The 19,408-nt window shown below is 64.0% G+C and carries 20 protein-coding genes; 16 read left to right on the top strand and 4 right to left on the bottom strand.

Features of this window, described 5'->3' with window-relative positions:
* The first annotated feature begins 96 nt into the window (after positions 1 to 96).
* From AC0Z42_RS05780 to AC0Z42_RS05735, 10 genes are all read left to right on the top strand, one after another.
* Positions 97 to 1,002, top strand: coding sequence for an intradiol ring-cleavage dioxygenase (locus AC0Z42_RS05780; RefSeq protein ID WP_485467279.1), 906 nt, complete (start codon positions 97 to 99; stop codon positions 1,000 to 1,002).
* Between the two features lie 37 nt (positions 1,003 to 1,039).
* Positions 1,040 to 1,936, top strand: a complete 897-nt coding sequence (locus tag AC0Z42_RS05775) for a sugar phosphate isomerase/epimerase family protein (RefSeq protein ID WP_485467278.1) — start codon at positions 1,040 to 1,042, stop codon at positions 1,934 to 1,936.
* Positions 1,937 to 1,967: 31 nt separating this feature from the next.
* On the top strand, positions 1,968 to 2,978 hold the full coding sequence (gene iolG / locus AC0Z42_RS05770) for an inositol 2-dehydrogenase (protein ID WP_485467277.1): 1,011 nt from the start codon (positions 1,968 to 1,970) through the stop codon (positions 2,976 to 2,978).
* Between the two features lie 18 nt (positions 2,979 to 2,996).
* Positions 2,997 to 4,085 (top strand): Gfo/Idh/MocA family protein, encoded by a 1,089-nt coding sequence (locus tag AC0Z42_RS05765; protein WP_485467276.1) that lies wholly within the window; start codon positions 2,997 to 2,999, stop codon positions 4,083 to 4,085.
* Positions 4,086 to 4,191: 106 nt separating this feature from the next.
* On the top strand, positions 4,192 to 5,262 hold the full coding sequence (gene chvE, locus AC0Z42_RS05760; RefSeq protein ID WP_485467275.1) for a multiple monosaccharide ABC transporter substrate-binding protein: 1,071 nt from the start codon (positions 4,192 to 4,194) through the stop codon (positions 5,260 to 5,262).
* Positions 5,263 to 5,324: 62 nt separating this feature from the next.
* Positions 5,325 to 6,854 carry a multiple monosaccharide ABC transporter ATP-binding protein gene (mmsA, locus tag AC0Z42_RS05755; RefSeq protein ID WP_485467274.1) on the top strand — a complete coding sequence of 510 codons (1,530 nt, stop codon included), beginning with the start codon at positions 5,325 to 5,327 and terminating at the stop codon, positions 6,852 to 6,854.
* Positions 6,841 to 8,064: a multiple monosaccharide ABC transporter permease gene (gene mmsB / locus AC0Z42_RS05750; protein WP_485467273.1), complete on the top strand. Its 1,224-nt coding sequence runs from the start codon at positions 6,841 to 6,843 to the stop codon at positions 8,062 to 8,064. The genes mmsA and mmsB overlap by 14 nt, the downstream gene beginning before the upstream one ends.
* A gap of 53 nt (positions 8,065 to 8,117) precedes the next feature.
* Positions 8,118 to 8,489 (top strand): Dabb family protein, encoded by a 372-nt coding sequence (locus AC0Z42_RS05745; protein WP_485467272.1) that lies wholly within the window; start codon positions 8,118 to 8,120, stop codon positions 8,487 to 8,489.
* Positions 8,482 to 9,543, top strand: coding sequence for a maleylacetate reductase (locus AC0Z42_RS05740; RefSeq protein WP_485467271.1), 1,062 nt, complete (start codon positions 8,482 to 8,484; stop codon positions 9,541 to 9,543). Before AC0Z42_RS05745 ends, AC0Z42_RS05740 begins: the two co-directional genes overlap by 8 nt.
* 39 nt (positions 9,544 to 9,582) lie before the next feature.
* Positions 9,583 to 10,404, top strand: a complete 822-nt coding sequence (locus AC0Z42_RS05735; protein ID WP_485467270.1) for a hypothetical protein — start codon at positions 9,583 to 9,585, stop codon at positions 10,402 to 10,404.
* On the opposite strand, the gene AC0Z42_RS05730 is transcribed toward AC0Z42_RS05735, so the two are convergent.
* Together AC0Z42_RS05730 and AC0Z42_RS05725 are read right to left on the bottom strand one after the other, a co-directional pair.
* Complete coding sequence (locus AC0Z42_RS05730) at positions 10,389 to 10,655, bottom strand: UBP-type zinc finger domain-containing protein (RefSeq protein WP_065309494.1); 267 nt, start codon at positions 10,653 to 10,655, stop codon at positions 10,389 to 10,391. The genes AC0Z42_RS05735 and AC0Z42_RS05730 overlap by 16 nt on opposite strands.
* Positions 10,656 to 10,677: 22 nt before the next feature.
* Positions 10,678 to 11,247 (bottom strand): TMEM175 family protein, encoded by a 570-nt coding sequence (locus AC0Z42_RS05725; protein WP_485467269.1) that lies wholly within the window; start codon positions 11,245 to 11,247, stop codon positions 10,678 to 10,680.
* A 148-nt stretch (positions 11,248 to 11,395) separates the two neighbouring features.
* On the opposite strand from AC0Z42_RS05725, the gene AC0Z42_RS05720 reads away from it, so the two are divergent.
* Positions 11,396 to 11,812: a hypothetical protein gene (locus AC0Z42_RS05720; RefSeq protein WP_485467268.1), complete on the top strand. Its 417-nt coding sequence runs from the start codon at positions 11,396 to 11,398 to the stop codon at positions 11,810 to 11,812.
* Positions 11,813 to 11,816: 4 nt separating this feature from the next.
* Here AC0Z42_RS05720 and AC0Z42_RS05715 read toward each other — a convergent pair whose 3' ends face one another.
* The gene (locus AC0Z42_RS05715) at positions 11,817 to 13,070 is read right to left on the bottom strand and encodes an MFS transporter (RefSeq protein WP_485467267.1); all 1,254 of its coding nucleotides are present in this window, start codon (positions 13,068 to 13,070) and stop codon (positions 11,817 to 11,819) included.
* Between the two features lie 61 nt (positions 13,071 to 13,131).
* On the opposite strand from AC0Z42_RS05715, the gene AC0Z42_RS05710 reads away from it, so the two are divergent.
* Positions 13,132 to 14,142: an AraC family transcriptional regulator gene (locus tag AC0Z42_RS05710; RefSeq protein ID WP_485467266.1), complete on the top strand. Its 1,011-nt coding sequence runs from the start codon at positions 13,132 to 13,134 to the stop codon at positions 14,140 to 14,142.
* 70 nt (positions 14,143 to 14,212) lie between these two features.
* On the opposite strand, the gene AC0Z42_RS05705 is transcribed toward AC0Z42_RS05710, so the two are convergent.
* Positions 14,213 to 15,679, bottom strand: a complete 1,467-nt coding sequence (locus AC0Z42_RS05705) for an iron-containing redox enzyme family protein (protein WP_485467265.1) — start codon at positions 15,677 to 15,679, stop codon at positions 14,213 to 14,215.
* Between the two features lie 232 nt (positions 15,680 to 15,911).
* Between AC0Z42_RS05705 and sodC the strand changes: the two genes are divergently transcribed.
* From sodC to AC0Z42_RS05685, 4 genes are all read left to right on the top strand, one after another.
* On the top strand, positions 15,912 to 16,424 hold the full coding sequence (gene sodC, locus AC0Z42_RS05700) for a superoxide dismutase [Cu-Zn] SodC (protein ID WP_485467264.1): 513 nt from the start codon (positions 15,912 to 15,914) through the stop codon (positions 16,422 to 16,424).
* 98 nt (positions 16,425 to 16,522) lie between these two features.
* Positions 16,523 to 17,053, top strand: coding sequence for an ankyrin repeat domain-containing protein (locus AC0Z42_RS05695; protein ID WP_485467263.1), 531 nt, complete (start codon positions 16,523 to 16,525; stop codon positions 17,051 to 17,053).
* Between the two features lie 106 nt (positions 17,054 to 17,159).
* The gene (locus tag AC0Z42_RS05690) at positions 17,160 to 18,359 is read left to right on the top strand and encodes a YbfB/YjiJ family MFS transporter (RefSeq protein ID WP_485467262.1); all 1,200 of its coding nucleotides are present in this window, start codon (positions 17,160 to 17,162) and stop codon (positions 18,357 to 18,359) included.
* Positions 18,360 to 18,482: 123 nt separating this feature from the next.
* A complete protein-coding gene (locus tag AC0Z42_RS05685) occupies positions 18,483 to 19,403 on the top strand; it encodes an isoaspartyl peptidase/L-asparaginase (RefSeq protein ID WP_485467261.1) in 921 nt (306 codons plus the stop codon).
* Positions 19,404 to 19,408: the final 5 nt, after the last annotated feature.

Here is a 19,408-nt window from a genome sequence, read left to right as displayed (position 1 = left end):
GCAAAAGACTTTGCCTTTGCTGCTCTGTTTTATCGAATGGAGTCAATATATACTCGTTTCAAACAAAAGCAGTAAAAAACAAACAGGAGACAAGTCATGCACACGCCACCCCCAACCGGGCAGCAGGAAGCTCCCGGCTATTTTGACGAAGCCAGTTCCGCCGAGGTCGTCAACGCCCGCATGGGCGCCGACGTCAGCCCGCGGCTGCGTCAGGTCATGAGCGCCGTGGTGCGCCACCTGCACGCCGCCGTCAAGGAAGTCGAACCCACGCACGAGGAATGGCTGGCCGCGATCAAATTCCTGACGGAAACAGGCCAGATGTGCTCGGACTGGCGCCAGGAATACATCCTGCTGTCTGACGTGCTGGGCGTATCGATGCTGGTCGACGCCATCAACCATCGCCGCCCCAGCGCGGCCACGCCGAACACCATCCTCGGCCCCTTTTATGTCGCCGATGCGCCCCATTACCCGCTCGGCGCCGATATCTGCCAGGATGGCAAGGGCCAGCCAATGGTGGTGCTGGGCCGCGTCACGGGACTGGACGGCGAGGCGGTGGCCGGCGCCACCCTGGAAGTATGGCAGACCAATGACGACGGCTTTTACGACGTGCAGCAAAAGGGCATCCAGCCCGAACACAATCTGCGCGGCGTGTTTACCAGCGATGCCGAGGGCCGCTACTGGTTCAAGTCGGTCAAGCCGCGCCACTATCCGATCCCCGATGACGGCCCCGTCGGCAAGCTGCTGGCCAGCCTGGGCCGTCATCCGAACCGCGCCGCCCATTTGCACTTTATCGTCACCGCGCCCGGCTACGCGCCGGTCATCACGCATATCTTCACGCCCGACTGCCCCTACCTGGCGCAGGACACGGTATTCGGCGTCAAACGCGAACTGGTGGCCGATTTCGTGCAGATCGATGACGCTGCGCAGGCACTGGAACTGGGTACCACGGCACCATTCTGGCGCGTGGACTGGAATTTCACGCTGGCGCCACACGCAATCTGATTATCCCGACCAATCTCGCAACAATGGAGCATCTGCAATGAACCAAGCGACACAAACCCAAGCTATCGACCTGCTGGCGGCCTACTGGACCATCGCCGGCGACGTTTACCCCTGCTCGCCCAGCGAAGTAAGCCCGTTTCCGCTCGAAGCGCGCGCCGCAGCGGCCGCCAAGGTCGGCTGGAAAGGCCTGGGCCTGGTGCTCGACGACCTGAAAGCGACAATTGCCCGCGTTGGCGTCAATGGCGTGCGCAATATTCTGGCCGACAATGGCATGAAGTACTTTGAACTTGAGATCCTGGCCGACTGGTACAAGGACGGCGAACTGCGTGCCAGTTCAGACCAGTTCAAGCGCGATGTGCTGGAACTGGGCGGCGCGCTGGGCATGTGCAACCTGAAGGTCTGCGCCAGCTTTGCCGATCCGGGACCGGCCGATTTCCCGCGCATGGCGGCCGAATTTGCCAAACTGTGCGAAGAGATCGACGGCATCGGCGCCACCGTATCGCTCGAATTCATGCCGTTTTCGATCGTGCGCAATATCGAGGACGGCCTGGCCATCGTGCAGACGGCCGACCAGCACAACGGCGGCCTGACGGTCGACAGCTGGCACGTGGTGCGCAGCGGTGACGGCTTCGACAAGGTAGCCGCCATCCCTGCCCGCTTCATCAAGTCGGTGGAACTGGACGACGCCGATGAAAAAGTGGTCGGCACGCTGTTCGAAGACACGCGTTTCAACCGCCAGCTGTGCGGCGAAGGCTTTTACGATATTCCCGGTTTTATCGGCGCGGTGCAGCAGGCCGGCTACACGGGCAAGTACTACGGCGTCGAGATGATCTCCGAATCGTATCGCCGCCTGCCGCTCGACGTGATGGCCAAGCGCGCCTTCGACACGACGATGGCGCAGTTTGCGGCGCTTGACGCGCGCAATGCAAAATAATTCACCCACAAAAACACCAACGGAGACAACAATGATCAGAATCGCAGTACTGGGCGCAGGCCGCATCGGTAAAATCCACGCCGCCAACGTGGCCGCCAATCCCAACGCCATCCTGGTGGCCGTGGCCGACCCTGTCGAAGCGGCGGCGCAGGCGCTGGCCGCCAAGCATGGCTGCGAGGCCTCCACCGATTGTGCCGCGCTGATCGACCGCGACGACATCGACGCCATCGTCATCGGCACGCCGACCGACACCCATATCACCTATATGCTGCGCGCCGTGCGCCAGGGCAAGGCCGTGCTGTGCGAAAAACCGATCGACCTGGACCTGGAAAAATCACGCGCTGCCGCCGACGAAGTGCTGCGCCTGGACGGCCGCGTGATGCTGGCCTTTAACCGCCGCTTCGACCCGACCTCGCAGGCATTTCGCAAGGCCATCGATGCCGGTGAAGTGGGCGAGGTGCGCCAGGTGATCATCAGCAGCCGCGACCCCGGTATGCCACCGCGCGAGTATGTGCTGCACTCGGGCGGCATCTTCCGCGACATGGTGATCCACGACCTCGATTTCGCGCGCTGGCTGCTGGGCGAAGAGCCGGTGCAGGTCACCGCCATCGGCAGCCGCCTGGTCGACAGCTCGCTGGCCGAACTGGACGACTACGACACCGTGATGGTGCTGCTGCAAACGGCGTCCGGCAAGCAGTGCCAGATCAATTGCTGCCGCGAAGCCGTCTACGGCTACGACCAGCGCTTCGAAGTATCGGGTTCGAAAGGCATGCTGTTACAGGATAACCTGCGCCCGTCAACGGCGCGGCGCTGGACGGCCGACGCCACCGACGCGCGCGAACCGTTGCTCAACTTCTTCCTGGAGCGCTATGTCGATGCCTACCGCAATGAAATGACGGCCTTTGTCGACGCGCTGGCCAGCAAGTCGGCCATGCCGGTGACCATCGAAGACGGCTTGCAAGCTCTGCTGCTGGCCGAGTGCGCCGTGGAATCGGCGCGCACCGGGCTGACGGTGGCGGTGTCAAGCCTGTCGCAAAAATAATCCATCAAGGAGACGGACATGACTTACCAACTTGCGCAGAACCAGGTGGCCGGGATTGCCTGCCTGGGCGTGACGCACCCGCATACCTCGGGCCGCGTAAAAGCCATCCAGCGCCGCACTGACGCCAAAATGATGGGCGCCTGGGACAACAGCCCGCTGCTGCAGCCGTTTGTCGACGCGCTGGGACTGCAAGTACGCAGCAAGGAAGATATCCTGAGCGATCCCGCCGTGCATGCGGTGCTGATCCACTCGAAAAGCGAAAAGATGGCCGACCTGGCGATCGAAGCGCTCGAAGCGGGCAAGGCGGTGCTGGTGGAAAAGCCGGCCGGGCGCGGCGCGCAGGACGCCAGCCGCATCGTGCAGGTGGTCGAGCGCACGGGCGGCCTGCTGCAGGTGGGCTATTGCTGGCGTTTCGCGCCGTCGGTCGACGCGATGCAGGAAGCATTGAGCTCTGGCCGGCTGGGCAAGGTGGTGCAGGTGCGCGCCCACGGCGGCTGCTCGCATGACGAGGCGGCCACCAGCCACATGACGCAGCCGGGCGACATCGGCGGCGCCGTGTTCGTGATCGGTTGCCACCTGGTCGACCGCATCCTGCTGCACTTCGGCGTGCCAAAATCGGTCAATGCGCGCATCACCAAGTTCGCCAATTTCCGCGGCGACGAATCACGCGAGGATGCGGCCGGCGCGGTGCTCAATTACGACGACAAGGTGGTGGTGCTCGACTTCATGTCATGGGACGTGCTGCCATGGACCGAAAGCTGGGACATCACCGCCTACGGCACCGAAGGCATCATGTCGTCGCGCTCGCTGCCGGCCAGCTATAAAGTCTACGACTCGGGCAAGGGCGCGCGCCCGGCCGGCTGGACCGAATGGCAGGAAACCAGTTTCCCTGAAATCTGGGCCACCAAAAAAACCGAGTATTCGCCGGAACTGGCTGAAATCGGCAACCCCGTATATTTCGACCGCGAGGCGAACGCCTTTTTCAATGCCCTGCGCACGGGCGCCCCTTCCGTCGTGCCTGCCACCCAGGCACTGAACATCAGCCGCGTCATCGAAGCCATGTTTGCGTCCAGCAAGCAGGCCGGCGCGGAAGTCTTTATCGACTGATTTCCCCCACGCTGCCAGTACCCGGTGCCGAACCTCCCGCGAGGTTCGCTGGCAGCGTTCGCCCTGAAAAAAACGGCACGCCCACATAACTAGACGGAGACGCAAGATGAAACTGATTACCCAAGCTGTCATCGCAGTATCGTTCACCACCGTACTGGTGGCCTCGCCCGCCGCCTTTGCTCAAGACAAGGGCACCATCGGCATTTCGCTGCCGACCAAGACCGAGGCGCGCTGGATCAGCGACGGCCAGAACATGGTCGCCGCGCTGAAAGCCAAGGGCTACGCGGCCAACCTGCAGTACGCGGACTATGACGTGCCGACCCAGGTCAGCCAGATCGAAAACATGATCACCAAGGGCGTCAAGGCGCTGGTAATCGCGCCCATCGACGGCAAGACCTTGTCCGAAGTGCTGCAGAACGCCAGCAGCCGCGGCATCAAGATCATCTCCTACGACCGCCTGATCACGCAGACGGCCAAGGTCGACTACTACGCCACCTTCGACAACGCCCAGGTCGGCGTGCTGCAGGCGCAAAGCATTACCAGCGCCTACGACAAGAGCGGCAGCAAGACGCCTTGGAATATCGAGGTGTTTGCCGGCTCGATCGACGACAACAACGCGCACAAGATCTATGGCGGCGGCATGGCCGTTCTGAAACCCTATATCGACAGCGGCAAGATGATCATCCGCAGCAAGCAGGTGGCAATCGAGAAGGTCTCGGTTTATCGCTGGGACGGCGCCACGGCGCAGTCGCGCATGGACAATCTGCTGAGCGCCTTCTACAGCAAGGGCAGGATCGACGCGGTCTGGTCGCCGAACGACGGCGTGGCGATCGGCATCATCTCCTCGCTCAAGGGCGTCGGCTACGGCAGCGGCCAGCAAAAAATGCCGGTCATTACCGGCCAGGATGCCGACATCCCCAATATCAAGGCCGTCATCCGCGGCGACCAGACCACCACCGTGTTCAAGGATACGCGCGAACTGGCTGCGCGCACGGCCGATATCGTGGCCGACTCGCTGGGCGGCAAGCAGGTGCAGGTCAACGACACGAAGAACTACAACAACGGCGTGAAGATCGTGCCGACCTACCTGGTCACGCCGGTGCTGGTGAACGCCACCAACTGGAAAGACGTGCTGGTCACGCGCAGCCGCTTCTATACCGAAGCGCAGCTGAAGTAAGCGCCACCCACTTTGCCAGGCGCGTGTGCTGCGCGCGCCTGGCGGAAAAATGCGAGAAAACCATGCAAACCATCCTTGAAATGCGGGGCATACAGAAAAGCTTCGGCAGCGTGAAAGCGCTCAACAACGTCAACCTGACGGTGCGCCAGGGCGAGATCCACGCCATTTGCGGCGAGAACGGCGCCGGCAAGTCGACCTTGATGAAGATCCTCAGCGGCGTCTATCCGCACGGCTCCTTCGACGGCATCGTCAACTACGCGGGCCAGCAACGCCAGTTCGGCTCGATCCACGACAGCGAATCGCTGGGCATCATCATCATTCACCAGGAACTGGCGCTGGTGCCGATGCTGTCGATTACAGAAAATATCTTCCTCGGTAACGAGCAGGCGCGCGGCACCGTGATCGACTGGGCCGTCTCCTACGCAAAGACGCGCCAGTTGCTGGAAAAGGTCGGCCTGCACGATAGCCCCGACACGCCGATTGGCCGCCTGGGCGTGGGCAAGCAGCAACTGGTGGAAATCGCCAAGGCGCTGTCGAAGGAAGTGCGGCTGCTGATCCTCGACGAGCCGACCGCCAGCCTGAACGAAAACGACAGCGAACGGCTGCTTGAACTGCTGCTGGAGCTGAAGGCGCGCGGCGTGACGTCGATCATCATCTCGCACAAGCTCAACGAGATTTCACGCGTGGCCGACGCGATAACCGTGATCCGCGATGGCGCCACGGTGGACGCCATGGACTGCCAGGCCGGACCGGTCAGCGAAGACCGCATCATCCGCGCCATGGTGGGCCGCGACATGGCCGACCGCTACCCGAAACGCACGCCCAATATCGGCGCACCGGTGTTCGAAGTGCGCAACTGGAACGTACGCCACCCGGTGCATCGCGAACGCAAGATGGTCAATGACGTCAGCTTCGAAGCGCGCGCCGGCGAAGTGGTCGGCATCGCCGGCCTGATGGGTGCCGGCCGCACGGAACTGGCGATGAGCATTTTTGGCCGTGCCTACGGCGCCGATATTCGTGGCGAAGCCTTCCTGCGCGGCGAGAAAGTCGATGTGTCGAGCGTACCGAAGGCGATTGCAGCCGGCCTGGCCTATGTGACGGAAGACCGCAAGGGCGATGGCCTGCTGCTCGACGACACGATCGAACGCAATATCACGCTGGCCAACCTGGGCGGCGTGTCCAGCTGCACGGTGATCGACGAGCAGCGCGAAGTGACGGTCGGCCACGAGTTCCTGCGCAAGCTGCGCATCCGCTGCCAGAACGGCGCGCAGGCGGTCGGCAAGCTATCGGGCGGCAACCAGCAAAAGGTGGTGATCAGCAAATGGCTGTATGCGCAGCCCGATGTGCTGATCCTCGACGAACCGACGCGCGGCATCGACGTGGGCGCCAAGTACGAGATCTATTCCATCATCAACGAGGTGGTCGCCGAAGGCAAATGCGTGGTGATGATCTCGTCGGAAATGGCGGAGCTGCTGGGCATGTGCGATCGCATCTATGTGATGAACGAGGGCCGCTTCGTGGCCGAATTCAGCGCGCAGGAAGCAAGCCAGGAAAAAATCATGCGGGCAATCGTAAAAAATGGAGGTAATTGAAATGGCAAAGACTTTGGCACCGGCAGCGCCTGCGGGCACGCTGCTCCCCAGCGGGGATTTTTCGGGCGCGCTCAAGCGCGGTTTCCAGGACTACGGCCTGATGATTTCGCTGATACTGATCATGGCGTTCTTCCAGTGGTCGACCGGCGGCGTGCTGATGCAGTCGCTCAATCTCACCAACCTGGTACTGCAGAACAGCTATATCGTGATCATGGCGCTGGGCATGCTGATGGTCATCGTGGCCGGCCATATCGACCTGTCGGTCGGCTCGATCGCCGGCTTTGTCGGCGCGCTGGCGGCCGTGCTGATGGTGCAGCACCAGGTCGATACCGTCACGGCCACCTTGCTGTGCGTGGCGGCCGGCGCCCTGATCGGCGCGGCACAAGGCTACTGGGTGGCATTCTGGCACATGCCGTCGTTCATCGTCACGCTGGCCGGGATGCTGGTGTTTCGTGGCCTGACCCTGGTGGTGCTCGAAGGCCAGTCGATCGGCCCCTTCCCTGCCGGCTTCTCGCTGCTGAGTGCAGGCTTCATACCCGAACTGCTGGGCACCACGCCGCTGCGCATGACCTCCATGCTGCTCGGCTGCCTGGTAGGCGCAGGCTTTTTCGTGCTTGAATGGCGCCAGCGCAGCAATGCACGCAAACATGGTATCGATAGCGGCCCCGTCTACCTGTTCGTGCTGAAGAACGCGATTCTTGCCGGTCTCGTCATCACGCTGTCGGCAATCCTGGCCAGCTACCGCGGCATGCCCACCGTGCTGGTGGTGATGGGCGTGCTGATCGGCGTCTATACCTTTGTCATGAACCGCACCACCATGGGCCGGCGCGTGTACGCCGTCGGCGGCAACGCCAAGGCGGCCAAGCTGTCGGGCGTGCGCACCGAGCGCGTGGTGTTCTACACCTTCGTCAACATGGGCGTGCTGGCGGCGCTGGCCGGCATGGTGTTCGCGGCGCGGCTCAACAGCGCCACGCCGAAGGCCGGCACCGGCTTCGAGCTGGACGTGATCGCCGCCTGCTTTATCGGCGGCGCCTCGGCCTCGGGCGGCGTCGGCAAGGTGATGGGCGCGGTGGTGGGCGCCTTCATCATGGGCGTGATGAACAACGGCATGTCGATCATGGGCATCGGCGTGGATTACCAGCAGATCATCAAGGGCCTGGTGCTGCTGGCGGCCGTGTTCTTCGATGTCTACAACAAAAACAAGGCTTGATCTCGCGCCGGCGCCAGTCGCCGGCCTGTACAACACGCTCGATTGGATACGCAATGGAACAGGCAACGACGGCGGGATCGCACCCGCCTGTGGTAAGGCACATCGTCATGTGGGATGTGCGCGGCGACACGCCGCAGGAGAAAAACGCGGCAGCGCAATTGATCAAGGCTTCGTTCGAAGCGCTGGCCGGCCGCATCCCCGGCATGCGCAGCGTCGAGGTGGGGCTGGACATGAGCGGGGTCGATTACGCCTGCGACGTGGTGCTGTGCATGGACTTCGATTCCAGGGCCAGCCTGGCGGCCTACGCCAGCCACCCCGAGCACCTGCGCGTCAAAGAGCTGCTCGGCGACAGCCGCATCGCCCGCCACCAGGTCGACTACGCCGTGCCCGCCACCGACAAACCAAGGGGGAATGATCATGTATGACTTTACCTATACGGCGCTGGCCTCGCGCGTGGTGTTCGGCCTTGACAGCGTCAAGCATGTCGAGCGCGAGGTCGAGCTGCTGGGCGCCAGCCGCGCGCTGGTGCTGTGCACGCCCGAACAGACGCAGCAGGCCGAGATGGTGGCAGGCCTGCTGGGCCGGCGCTGCGCCGGCATCCATGCGGGCGCCGTGATGCATGTGCCGATCGCCAGTGCCAGGGAGGCGGTGGCGGCGGCGGCGCGCCTGGGCGCCGACTGCGCGGTGGCCATCGGCGGCGGCTCGACGGTGGGCCTGGGCAAGGCGATCGCGCTGGAATCGCCCCTGCCCATTATCGCCATTCCCACCACGTATGCGGGTTCGGAAATGACGCCGATTTTCGGCATCACCGAAGACGGCATCAAGCGCACGGGCCGCGACAGCAAAGTGCTGCCGCGCACCGTCATCTACGATCCGCGATTGTCGCGCAGCCTGCCGGCCGCCATGTCGTTCGTCAGCGGCATCAATGCGATTGCCCATGCGGCCGAAGGCCTGTACGCGCAGGACGGCAACCCGGTCATGTCGCTGATGGCCGAGGAAGGCATCCGCTCGCTGGCCAGCGGCCTGCGCAAGCTGCGCCAGGACCCGCAAGACCTGGACGCGCGCAGCAGCTGCCTGTACGGCGCCTGGCTGTGCGGCACGGTGCTTGGCCAGGTCGGCATGGCGCTGCATCACAAGCTGTGCCACACCCTGGGCGGCAGCTTCAACCTGCCGCATGCCGAAACCCACGCCATTATCCTGCCGCACGCGCTGGCCTACAACGCCGAAGCGGCGCCCGAGGCCATGCGGCGCATCGCGCGCGCGCTGGGCAGCACGGATGCAGCGCTGGGCATGTTCGCGCTGGCGCAGGAACTGGGCATCCCGGCGGGCCTTCAGGAAATCGGCATGCCGGCCGATGGCCTGGACCAGGCTTGCGCCACCGCGCTGGCCAATCCGTACTGGAATCCGCGCCCGATCGAAGCGGCGCCCTTGCGTAAGCTGCTGCAACGGGCCTGGAGCGGCCTGCCCCCTGCGGAGTGACTGTGCTATCCTTTTGGCAACCACCTTGAGGAGACGACCATGGTCGGCATTTCTGCAACAACAACGACACCGCGCCAGCCCGACGTGACCGCGACAACCAGCCGGCAAATCCCGATCGACGGCGGCGCTTCCGTCAAGGCCAGCGCCACGGTCGGCGCGGTAGCTGGCGGCGTTTCCATCTCGACCCTGGCCGGCAGGCTGTCGGCGGCGGCCGAGCATACCAGCGAGCGCCTGAAGGGGCTCGATCACACGGCGCTGCAGGACCAATTAATTGCTGACGATAGAAAAGTATTCTACGAACTCGACACGGCGCACAAGGCGGCCGCCGCGGCGCAACTGCCGCAGCCGGACGACAAGGCCTCGGCCAAATCCGCCACGGCGGCCAACGAGTTTGTCAACAGCAAGGGGGCCAACCCGTTTGCCGGACTGTCGCGCGAGCAGCTGTCGACCATTTCGCATGACGAAAGCGGCACATTCACCATCAATGAACGGCGCGCCGCCGCCACCCAGGCCTATCAGGAAGAAACGGCCTGGCGCCAGCAGGTGGTCAGCCAGGCCATGCAGGAATATAACAACACGGGCAAGATGACCAAGTTCTTCGGTTCGGTGCTCGACCATTTCAATACCTTGCCGCCGCTGGAACAGGCGACCTACCCTGAAAACTACGCCAGCGACCTGCAGGCCAAGATCAAGCTCGACTTCAATTATTTCAACCACTCGGCCGGCGACGCGGGGCCGACGCCCGGTTCGATCGCCGACATCACCAACAAAAACCTGTTTCCCGCCAGATTCGACCTGTTCGACATGCTGGGCGTGAAACTGAAAGACTGGACCAGCCAGACCAGTCAGATCGGATCGTAGAACAATTCATCGACATAGCACCAGCCCCAGGTTTCGCCCGGCTCCTTCGAGCGGATGATCGGGTGCCTGGTCGCATGAAAATGCCTGGTGGCGTGCTTGTTCTTCGAATCATCGCAGCAGCCGACATGGCCGCACACCATGCATACGCGCAGGTGGACCCATTCGTCTCCCATTTTCAGGCATTCCTCGCAGCCATCCGAATTGGCGCCGCGCGTGTGGATATCGTGCAGATGCTGGCAAGACTGAGTCATGCTGTTCTCCTTGAAAAATTGTTCATTGCGGGTTTTCCTTCCGACGCTGCGGTATCAGCCACAAAATCGCCACGGCCACGTAGATAACGGCGCCGGCCGGCGCATACCATAGCGACAGGCAAATCGCCACCAGGTACAGCACGATCGACAACTCCTTCTTTCGGCTATGGCCCAGCGCCTGCGCCAGCGGCGAATCCGGGCCTTCATTGGCCACCAGCGAGCGTACCAGCATGCGAAAAGCCACCGCGCACATCAAGAGCACCACGCCATACAAGGCCATCGGCGCCGGCGTCAGAGGGTAATTGCCGGCCCAGGCAGTGACCAGCGGCACCAGCGACAGCCAGAACAGCAGGTGCAGATTGGTCCACAGTATGCGCCCGTTGACCTGGCGCGCCAGTTGCAGCACGTGATGGTGGTTGACCCAGTAGATGCCGACATACACAAAGCTGAGCAGGTAGGCGCACAGCACCGGCGCCATCTCCAGCACCTCGGTCCAGTGCGGCCCGCTGGGCACCTTCAACGCCAGCACCATGATGGTGATCGCGATGGCGACCACGCCATCGGTAAATGCTTCCACGCGGCTTTTGTTCATGATGTAGGGAAAAATAACCATGCTAGCGCTGAAACGCGCATTTGCCGCCTGCCAGAAGACCAGTACCCACGATTCGCCTGACCCAAAGACAGGGACGAAAAGCCGCAATTGCCGCTACACTGAGGCATCGCCACCCATGGAGCCACGCATGACCTCTCTCGACAACGACCTGGCAGAACGCGCCCGCCTGATCGCCCTGGCGCGCGCCTTGCGCGACCTGCACAAACACCTGATCAACGTGGAAACCCAGTACTTCCGCGCCGTTGGCAGCCCGCTGGAACTGCTGCAACTGGTCACCAACCACCCGCATTTCGCCTGGCTGCAAAAACTGTCCGGCTTGATGGCGCAGATGGACGAGCGCCTGGACGAACCGGAACCGGTGACCCCTGCGGTCGCCCTGACCTACCGCCGCGCGCTCGAAGCGCTGATCGGACCATCGGAAGACGGCGACAAGGAATTCCAGGCCAAATACAACGCGCTGCTGCACGACGCGCCGGAGATCGTCATGGCCCATGGCGCGGTCAGGAAACTGCTCAGCTCGATTTCGGCGCCCCCCAAGGCTTGAACCGTCATGGATGAAACGCCGCGCCCGCGTTCGCACCAGCCTGCGCGGCCGGTACCCTGACGCGCAGCGCGATCAGCAGCGCCGCCAGCAGCATCAAGGCGCCAGCGGCCATAAAGACGCCGGCGATGCCGCTGACGCTGAACATCGCGCCCCCGGCGGCGGCGCCCGCCGCAATCGCAGACTGCACCGACGCCACCACCATGCCACCGGCGCTTTCGGCCTGGTCCGGGAGGGCGCGCGCCACCCAGTTCGACCAGGCCACCGGCACGCCGCCAAACGCCAGGCCCCAGATCGCCATCAGCAAGGCCTGCCCGGCCAGTGAGGCCGGCAGCAGCACCAGCGACAGCGCGGCCACCCCCACCAGCGCAGGCATCAGCACCAGGGTCAGACGCAGGCTGCGTTGCATCAATTGCCCTGCCAGCAAGGTGCCGGCAAAGTTGGCCAGGCCAAAACCCAGCAGCATCAGCGCCAGCGTGTCCGGTGCGACATGTGCCGTGGTTTCCAGAAACGGCCGGATATAGGTAAACAAGGCGAAGTGTCCGGTATGCGCCAGCACGCAGCCCAGCATGCCGACCGCAATGCCGGGACGGCGCAGCAAGCCCATTACCGTGCCGGGCCGGGCCGTGTGGCGGGCCGGCAGCCGCGGCAAGGTCCGCCACTGGAACACCAGCGTGACCACGCCGATCGCGCTGGCGGCAAGGAACGCGCTGCGCCAGCCGTACAGGCCGCCAAGATAGCTGCCGAGCGGCACCGCCACCACCGTGCCCACGGCGATGCCACTGAAAATGATCGCCAGCGCGCGCGGCAGCAGCCTGGCCGGCACCAGTCGCATCGCCACCGCCGCCGCCATGCTCCAGAAGCCGCCCAGCGCGACACCGAGCAGCATGCGCATCAGCAACAACACGCCCAGGCTGGACGACAAGGCCACCAGCAGGTTCGATGCGATCATCAGCGTGGAAAAAGCCAGCAGCACCAGGCGCCGGTCAAAGCGGCGCGTCAGGCGCGGCACCAGCAAGCCGGCGAACAGCGCCACCACGGCCGTCATCGTCACGGCCTGCCCGGCCAGCGCTTCCGACACCCGCATGTCGACGGCCATCGGCGTGAGCAGGCTGGCCGGCAGGTATTCCGCCGTCAGCAGGCCGAATACGCCCATCGTCAGCGAAAATACCGCCATCCAGGCCGGTGCCGCAGGTTCGGTGCCGGCAGCAGCGTTACGGGTTCCGGCGCCGGCTGGCACATCACAAATACAATCGCTCATCGCATGCTTCCTCAAGGTTTCAACAAGATGCCCACTGTAGACGCGTGAAACAGGATGGTCTATGATGGAAACCCTGCATTTTTTGACTGAAACCCCGGAAATGATCGAAGCCAATGGGTTCGCCCTGTCCTCCGACCTGATCAGCGCGCTGCTGACCGACATGCGCCTGCGCGGCGTGCAGTACCGCCGGGTCCAGGCCGGCGCCGAGTTTGGCTTGAACTTCGAGGCCAGGCCCGGACATGCCTATTTTCACTTCCTGGCGGTCGGCTCGGCCGTGCTGCGCACCAGTGACGGCACCCTGCATGCGCTGGCGGCGGGCAATGCCGTGTTGATGCCGCATGGCGGCGCGCATCAACTTCTATCGAGCGCCGAGATGCCGGCATGCGATATCGACATCTATCAGGCCTCGCCACTGGGCGACAAGGTCGATGCCGTCGACGCTTGCCCCAGCCTGGGCGTGACGCCGGGCACTATTCTATTTTATGGCTGCATGGAATTCGATCTCGGCGGCATGCAGGGCTTGGGGCCGTTGATGTCGGGGGTGATGGTGGCCGACGTCATGGGGCAACGCTACCCTGGCCTGGCGGCGATTCTCGGCGCCATGAAAAGCGAAGTCTGTTCAGGAAGGGTCGGCTTTGCCGGCATCCTGGCGCGCCTGGCCGAAGTGGCGGCCGCCATGATCGTGCGCGGCTGGGTCGAATGTGGCTGCGATAATGCTTCCGGCCTGGTGGCGGCGCTGCGCGACCCGCGCCTGGCGCGCGCCATCCTGGCGCTGCACCGGCAACCGGGCCGTAACTGGACGGTGGAAGAACTGGCGTTTGAATGCCACAGCTCGCGCTCCGTGTTCGCCGAACGCTTCCAGGCAACCATCGGCACGCCGCCGCTGCGCTATGCCACCGAACTGCGCATGCACCTGGCCAGCCAATGGCTGGGCCAGGGCCGGGTACCGGTCGAGACCGTGGCGCAGCGCCTCGGCTACGCCTCCCAGGCCGCCTTCAGCCGCGCCTACAAACGCATCACCGGCCAGACGCCGGGCGTGAGCCGGCGCAGGCAGGCGACCAACGGCGACTGAAAATACATGCCAGGGTTGCAGAAAGCGCAGAGACTACGGGATGCCTGACTCCGTACAGCCGGTTTCCATGCTAGGCAAGCAGTTGTTTGTACAGCCTGGTCGCCATTAAACCGGCCGCACTATGGTGGTTGGCCGGCGACATCAAGGGGATCAGGATGTCCATCGCCGAACCCTTGCTGCCCTGCTGCGCCACCGTCTGTTCCAGCGCCCGCAGATCCATGTCGATATTCTGTTCCTCGGGCTGCTCCAGGCCCAGGTGACGACGAAATACGCCGCGCAGGCCGGGGTGCGCCGTACGCGGCTGCGAGTCGGCCAGGGTATCGATGGAACGCATGGCTGCACGGTGCGACATGATGCGCGGCGTGGCGACGCCAGTATCGCCCAGCGGAGCCTCGATCCAGTCGCGCAGCACCTGCTGCTCGTAAGGGCTGAAGACACCGAACATTTCGGCGCGTTCGCTCTGGATCAGGCGCCAGAAACGGCTGTCTTCGGCTGGCGCGCCGCGCTGGATCCAGCCGGTCGCCGTCAGTTTGTCCAGCAAGGCGGGCACCTGGCTTTTGTCACTGAGCCAGTCGTTGATGCTCTTGCCGCCGATGCGGCAGTAGTCGGAATGCATGTTCTTGCCGGCCACGCTTTTTTCGCACAGGATGCGCACCAGCTCCTGTTGCAGATCGAAGCCCTTGATGATGTCGTTCGTGCCGGCGCCCAGGTCGTTGAGACGATAACCGTTCTGCACGCGGCGATAGAAGTCCTGCGCATCGCCAAAACGCGGCATCAACTGCAACACGGCATCGGTGGCCTTGCGCGCGTGGCCGGTGGAGCCATTGTCGACCGTGACGTGCAGGCTGAAGTAATAGGGATCGATGCCCAATTCGTTCAGCTCGTAGGAGGTGATCAGCAGGTGCAGCGGCAGCTGTTCGTAGCCCAGGTTGAAGCCGACGATCTCGGGCAAAAAGTTGCCGTTATCATGCGCCAGTGACAGCTGGATGGCGCCCTGCACATAGTATTGATCGTCGAGCTCGTGCCAGTCGTCACAGCCGTGGCTGGCCAGCAACTTCTGGTACAGCACCACATGGTTTTTTTCTTCCACACCATCACCAAGCTCTTCCAGGTATATCTGGATCAGCGCGCGGAAGCGCTGGTGCTGCCATTGCTGCAAGGCGCTGTACAGCCAGGAACCGTCGACCAGTTTCGTCGGCGCGGCGGCGCGCAGGAAATACAGGGCATGCGACTTGCTGGTGAAAAAACGCGGCGCCGCGCCAGCCTTGCGTTCGGCCAGGTAGGCCTGGTATTGCACGCCGACCGCTTCAGCACTGCTACGCGACCAGTTCAGCAAGTCTTCCGGGCGTTCGGGCAGCACATTGGGCAACTGCTCGGCCGCCAGCAGTTGCTGCTGCAAATAATTGCGCGCGGCCGCGCGCGCCATGGCCGCATTCGGCGGCGCGCCCAGCGTCTCATAGAGTGCGCGTGCCTCGGGCAGGCGCGGCGCCTGGTTGTGCCGGACAGTCTGTGGGGCAATGGAAAGCAAGCTGTGCATGAATGTATCCTGAAAAAGATGAGGCCAGGCCGGACGGGTTGCGCCGGGCGGCGGCCGGTATGCATTCATTATCGATATGAAAGGTTGCCACGCACATCAGTACGCTACGCGCCGTGGCGTCGGACAATGCTTACAGAGACGATTGCCTGCCGGGCGCGGCAGATCCCGGCAAGATGCGACAATAAATAAAGTGGATATCATCTGGTCAACAACTCAAGCTCGGGAGAAAAGCATGAAAATCTTGTTCACAGCGGCCTTGCTGCTCGGCGCGCAACTGGCGCACGCACAGACGGTGGAGTTATTCTTTGCCGGACCGAACGGTGCAGAACAGGCCGCCGGCACGGTCAGCATTTCGCAAACCAAATACGGCGCCCTGCTGACGCCCGACCTGAAGGGCTTGCCGGCTGGCACGCACGGCTTCCATCTGCATGAAAAACCATCGTGCGATGCCAGCGTAACGGACGGCAAGCCAACCCCGGCCGGCGCCGCAGGCGGCCACTGGGACCCGGCCAAGACCGCCGCGCACAAGGGGCCTTATGACGATACCGGCCACCAGGGCGACCTGCCGGCCATCTACGTGGCCGCCGACGGCACGGCCACCTATCCGGTGCTGGCGCCGCGCCTCAAGGCCGGCGACTTCAAGGGCCACGCATTGATGGTGCACGTGGGCGGCGACAACCATAGCGACCACCCTGAAAAACTCGGTGGCGGCGGCGCGCGCATGGCGTGCGGCGTAGTGAAATAAGCAATAAAACGGCATGCGACAGCAGCGCAGGCAAGCGCCCTGCGCCGCTACCGTGTCCATAGTAAACTGCCAACCTCGAAATTTGTTGAAGGAACCCCATGAACGCCGAAACACCGACCAAACCCGCAATGGACGCCGAAACGCTGGAATTTATCCGTGGCCTGTTCGCCCTGGTGCGCGAAGGCGATACGGAGCAACTGGGCGCCATGGTCGCCAAGGGCGTGCCGGTCAATTTCCGCAATGAAAAGGGCGACAGCCTGATCATGCTGGCCAGCTACCACGGCCACCTGGCCACCTCGCGCCTGCTGCTCGAAGCGGGCGCCGACGCCAATGTCGCCAACGACCAGGGCCAGACGCCGCTCGCCGGCGTCGCCTACAAGGGCTATCTGGACATCGCCGAACTGCTGCTGCAGCACGGCGCCAAGGTCGAAGGCGGAAGCCCCGACGGCAAGACGCCTTTGATGATGGCGGCCATGTTCAACCGCCTGGCCATCCTGGAACTGCTGCTGAAGCACGGCGCCCGCATCGACGCGGTCGACAGCCGCGGCATGACGGCCGTCTCGCTGGCCAGTACCATGAATGCGGCCGACACCCTGGCCCACCTGACCGGCCTGGGACAGACCGTATAAATAGTGTGGCAAGATTGTGTCAGTTTGAAGGCGCCGGCCGCCGGGCCGTGGCGCCTTCACGCCAAAGCGCGCGCCCAGGCCGCGTGAGTCGCTACACTGCGGTGTCATGACTGCTCCCTCTCCCTCCGTTTCGCATCCATTGGCCGTCGCGCTGGCCCTGTCGCTTGGCGCGGCCGTGGCGCTGGGCCTGTCGCGCTTTTCCTATGGCCTGCTGTTGCCACCGATGCGCGACGACCTGGGCTGGTCGTATCTGCTGGCCGGCGCCATGAACACCGGCAATGCACTCGGGTATTTCCTCGGCGCGCTGGCCACGCCTGCGCTGCTGCGCCGCGTGGGCACATGGCGCATGCTCATCGTCGGCAGCGTGCTGGCCAGCGCCTTCATGCTGATGTCCGGTTTTGTGGCCGACACCACCGCCCTGTTACTGCAGCGCGTGTGCGCCGGCGTGGCCAGCGCCTTTGTGTTTATTGCCGGCGGGGTGCTCGCTGCCAGGCTCGGCTCGCTACAGGGCGAACGGGCCGGCTTTATCATCGGCCTGTATTACGGCGGTACGGGCTTTGGCATCGCGCTCTCGGCGCTGCTGGTACCGGCCGCGCTGTCGTCCGCCCGGCAATATGGCGCATCGCATGGCTGGCAATGGGCCTGGTTGGCGCTGGGCGCCGCCTGTTTGCTGGCCAGCGCGCTGATGGCCGTGCCGGCAAGAAGCATCGGCGAGGCGCGCCTGACGCAGGGCCAGGCGCAACGCTTTGCCAGCAACGATTTTGCGTACGCCCTGGGCGCTTATTTCATGTTTGGCGCCGGCTATATCGGCTATATGACTTTTGTCGTCGCCCTGCTCAGGCAGCAGGGCATGGCGCCGGCGCTGATCACCGTGTTCTATACCCTGCTGGGCCTGGCCGTGGTGGCGTCTTCCCGTATCTGGGCCGGCATGCTGGACCGCTACAAGGGCGGCCAGTCGCTGGCCATCCTGAATGCGCTGCTGGGCGCGGCAACACTGATACCGGCACTGACCAGCGCCGCGCCATTCATCTTCCTGTCGGGACTGGTATTCGGCGCCGTGTTCCTGTCGGTGGTAGCGTCCACCACGGCGCTGGTACGGCACAACCTGCCGCCCGCTTCATGGTCGACCGGCATCAGCGCTTTTACCGCTGTATTCGCGCTCGGCCAGGTGGCAGGCCCGGTGCTGGTCGGCTGGATCGCCGACGGCCCGGCGGGCCTGGAACACGGCCTGCTTGCTTCAAGCATGGTGCTGTTCGTCGGCGCGGTGCTGGCGTCGCGGCAAAAGGCGATTACGGCTGTACTGTAAGCAAGGTCTTACAGTATTACAAGAGTACGGCTGACCACAGGGACCACGGGCAACACCGATAATCCAATCCAGGCAGTGCACCGCGATGGTGCGTGCCAGCCCCCTTCACGGATTGGAGCAAGCATGCAGCAGAACCCTTCCCGACATGTTCCCATCGTGCTTGCGCATGGCGGCGCTGGTGCGCGTGCGCAAGACCGCGACGGCTGCGTGGCGGCGGCGCAGGCAGGCCTGGACTGCCTGGTCGATGCCGGCGATACGCTGCAGGCGGCCGTGCGGGCCGTCACGGTGCTCGAAGACGATCCGCGCTTCAATGCCGGCACCGGTTCGGCACTGCGCATGGATGGCGCGACCATTGAAATGGATGCCGCCGTGATGGACAGCCTGGGCCAGCTGGGCGCGGTTGCCGGCGTACGCCGGGTGCGCCACCCGGTGCAGCTGGCCGCGCTTGTTACGCGCACGCCGCACTGGCTGCTGTGCGGCGAAGGCGCGCTGCGCTTTGCCCGTACGCAAGGCATGGAAGACCATGATCCGACTACCGTGCAGGCCACCATCAAACATCGGGAACTGCTGGCCCGGCTACAGCGCGGCAAGCAGTTGCAGCACGGCGTGGACAATGCCGGCTTTACCGACTACTGGAATTTTGCGGCGCCGCCAGCGATCACGCCCGGCGCGCCCTGCGACACGGTGGGCGCCGTGGTGCGCGACGGCGCCGGCAATTTTGCCGTTGCCGCCTCGACCGGCGGCTGCTCCCCGGCGCTGCTGGGCCGCGTGGGCGACACGCCGATTATCGGCGCCGGCTTCTATGCGGGAATGGCGGGCGCCGTCGCCGTGACAGGCATCGGCGAACAGATCGTGCGCCACCTGCTGGCGTTTCGCGTGCACCAATGGCTGGCCGAGGGCATGCCTCTCGACAGCGCCTTGCAGCGCGCGCTGGCCCTGTTCGACCCTGCCATCGACGTGGGCCTGATTGCCGTCAGCGCGCACGACAGCGGCGCCCGCAGCAACCGCGACATGCCGTCCGCCATGGCGCAAGGCACTCCCTGAACTGA

The organism is Janthinobacterium sp. 1L-D-8-B-C4 (genome assembly GCF_057291295.1).
The sequence above is the reverse complement of the archived record's forward strand: the minus strand, read 5'-3'. Positions and strand labels throughout refer to the sequence as shown.